We start from the raw sequence: 3064 nt of genomic DNA, 5'->3' as shown, positions 1-3064 counted from the left end.
TCCACACCAGGCCAGAAGGCCCTCACCCATTTCAAGATCCCTCAACCGAGACCTGCATCACCCGTCCACAACCTCCCGGGACAGAACACCTAGGGCCACCAGGGCCGCCACCGCGAGGACGATCACCGCGTCGAGCGCGAGGACCGTGCGCACCCCGCTGAAGAGGGAGGTGCCGGTGGTGGCGAGGACGCCGAGCAGCGGGATGCCGATCGTGAGGCCCACCTGCTGGGTCGTGGTGACGAGGCCGGTGGCCAGGCCCTGCTCGTCGTCCGGCACGCCGCTGGTGACGGTGAGCCCGTACGAGATGATCGCGCCGAGGTGGCACATGCTGGCGAGGGACACGGCGACGGTGGCGACCAGGGCGCCCGAGCCGGTGCCGATCGCGAGGAGGGCCGCGGTGAGCAGGCCCTGGCCGGCCAGGGAGCCGATCAGGGTGCGGCGGGGTCCGAAGCGGCCGATGACCTTGGGCGCGTAGGAACCCGCCACGACGGAGGCGATGCCCTGGACGCCGAAGACGACACCGGTCCGGAAGGACGACAGCCCGAGCGTCTCCTGGAGGTAGAGGGTCAGGACGAAGACGACCGTCGACATCATCGAGAAGGTGACCAGGCCGCCGACGTTGCCCCAAGCGACCGTGCGCCGACGCAGCATCGGCAGCGAGACCAACGGGGCCGCGGCCCTCGACTCCACGACGGCGAAGACGGTGAGCAGGACGAGGCCGGCGACGAGCGCGGCCAGGACGTCCGCTCCGGCGAAGCCGCGCTGGGCCGCGGTGGAGAGGGCGTAGATCAGGGCGAGGAGGCCTCCGGTGACGGTGACGGCCCCGGGCACGTCGAGGCGCGGCCGCTCGGGGGTGCGCGACTCCGGGAGCAGGGCGGGGGCCAGGACGAGGACGATCAGCGCGGAGACCGCGAGCAGGGCCATCGTGGAGCGCCAGCCGAGGGTGTCGGTCATGGCGCCGCCGAGCAGCATGCCGACGGTGAAGCCGAGGGAGAGGAGGGTGCCGGAGATACCGAGCGCCTTGTCGCGCAGCGGGCCCTCGGGGAACGTCGTGGTCAGCAGGGACATGCCGGTGGGCACGATGGCCGCCGCGCCGAGGCCCTGGAGGGCGCGGCCGGCCAGGAAGGACGCCGGGTCCCACGCGAGGGTGGCGAGCAGCGAGGCGGCGCCGAAGAGGGCGAGGCCGGCGAGGAAGAGCTTCCTGCGGCCGTAGAGGTCGCCGATGCGGCCGAACAGGAGCAGGAAGCCGCCGGAGGGCAGGGCGAAGGCGGTGACCGCCCACTGGAGCGCCGCCTGGCTCAGGCCGAGGTCGCGGCCGAGGTCGGGGAGGGCCACGTTCAGCACGGAGAAGTCGAGGGCCACCATGAACTGGGCGGCGCAGAGCACGAAGAGGACCAGCTTGGCCCGGCCGGTGAGGCGCAGCCCGCTGTCGTCGTCCGCAGGGGTGGGGGGTGCGGGGGTGGGGGGAGTGGGGGTGCTCGTGGGTGTGTCGATTGCCATGGGCACCACCCTCGTGCTGCGGGAATGCTCGTGGAGAGTGGGAACTTATCCTGTTGTTGGCACCACCAGGCAGCCGACAGGGGGAGTTCGTGGCCACACCGATCGACAGGCACCGCCGTACCGAACTGCGGGAGTTCCTGATGGGCCGGCGGGCCCGGATCACCCCAGCGCAGGCGGGCCTGCCGGACGGCGGGGCCCGCCGCCGGACCCCGGGGCTGCGACGGGAAGAGGTCGCGGTGCTGGCCGGGGTGGGGGTGTCCTGGTACCAGTGGCTGGAGCAGGGCCGTGACATCACGGTGTCCCCGCAGGTCCTCGACTCGGTCGGGCGGGTGCTGAAGCTGTCGAGCGCGGAGCGCAGGCACCTGTACGTGCTGGCGGGGCTGAACCCGCCCGCCCTGGAGGTGGAGGCGGCGGACCGGAACATGTGCCACGGTCTGAAGCGGCTCATCGACGCCTGGATGCCGTTCCCGGCACACATCATGGACGCCTACTGGAACACGGTGATGTACAACGACGCGGCCGCGCTGGTCCTCGGCATGCGGCCCGAGATCGTGCAGAACTGCCTGATCGCCTTCTTCACCGACCCGATGTACCGGGCGCGTTCGAAGCACTGGGAGGGGATCGCGTGCAGCGTGGTCGCCCAGTTCCGGGCGGCGTGCTCGGAACGCCCGGACGACGAGGGTTTCCTGGCGGTGGTGGAGGAGGCGAAGGAACTCAGCCCCGAGTTCACGGAGTTGTGGGAGCGGCGGGACGTCCGGCCGGGGGGCCAGCTGCGCAAGGAGATCGAACACCCCGTCGTCGGCCCGCTGTTCTTCGAGTCCACACAGCTGCAGGTACCGGCCCGGCCGGACCTCGCGATCGTGCTCCACACCCCGCTGCCGGCCACGGAGACGGCCGAGAAGCTGGAGTGGCTGACGTCACCGGAGGGCCGACGCGGAGTCCTCTACCCGATCGCGGGCTGAGCCCTACGCCCGGGTCGGGCTCTGACCGCCCCCGCCTCAGCCACGCGGCAACCGGGCCCGGGCCGCCGCGCGGACCTGCGGCTCCTCCATGGGGTCGTCACGCAGCACGGCGATGCGCTGCACGAGCTCCGGGACGTCGGGGGCGTGGGCGATGCCGAGCAGCCGGGCCTGCTCCTCGCAGTCCCACAGGGATTCCGCGAAGGCGTACTCCATGCCGCTGCCCGTCGGATCGATGGCGGCCAGGGCCTCCAGGCAGGAGGCCCGCTCGTACGAGTGCGGGGATCGGATCCAGTACGCCCGCAGGACGGGAACCGCTTCGGCCGCGGCCGCCCCGAAGCGGATGAGGTGGCGGGCCGTGATACCGGGGCCGCACCAGCTGCCGTCCCGTCCCTGCTGCTCCAGCTCGGCGAGCAGGCCGGGAAGTACCTCCGGGCCGCCGAACTCCCGGAGGACCTCACGGCCGAACTCGGCCAGCCATTCCCGGTCGGAGGCGGCCCAGTCGCGGGCGGCGGGCACGGCGACCGCACCGAACCGCCGCACCGCTCGGAGCAGCGCGGGCATGGCCCGGGTCCCACTCGGATGGGCCATGTCGGGCACCATGG

2 protein-coding genes and 1 pseudogene are annotated in these 3064 nt (G+C 72.4%); 1 reads left to right on the top strand and 2 read right to left on the bottom strand.

Going from position 1 to position 3064, the window contains the following annotated elements; translation table 11 throughout:
• Positions 1-57 precede the first annotated feature (57 nt).
• Positions 58-1500 carry an MFS transporter gene (locus tag ACFV7Q_RS38625; RefSeq protein ID WP_385435630.1) on the bottom strand — a complete coding sequence of 481 codons (1443 nt, stop codon included), beginning with the start codon at positions 1498-1500 and terminating at the stop codon, positions 58-60.
• Positions 1501-1640: 140 nt separating this feature from the next.
• On the opposite strand from ACFV7Q_RS38625, the gene ACFV7Q_RS38620 reads away from it, so the two are divergent.
• A complete protein-coding gene (locus ACFV7Q_RS38620) occupies positions 1641-2462 on the top strand; it encodes a helix-turn-helix transcriptional regulator (RefSeq protein WP_385435631.1) in 822 nt (273 codons plus the stop codon).
• A 36-nt stretch (positions 2463-2498) separates the two neighbouring features.
• Here ACFV7Q_RS38620 and ACFV7Q_RS38615 read toward each other — a convergent pair.
• Positions 2499-3064 (bottom strand): annotated as a pseudogene (locus ACFV7Q_RS38615) (hypothetical protein); the annotation flags it as partial.

It is taken from the genome of Streptomyces sp. NPDC059851 (assembly GCF_042732005.1).
GTDB lineage: Bacteria > Actinomycetota > Actinomycetes > Streptomycetales > Streptomycetaceae > Streptomyces.
The sequence above is the reverse complement of the archived record's forward strand: the minus strand, read 5'-3'. Positions and strand labels throughout refer to the sequence as shown.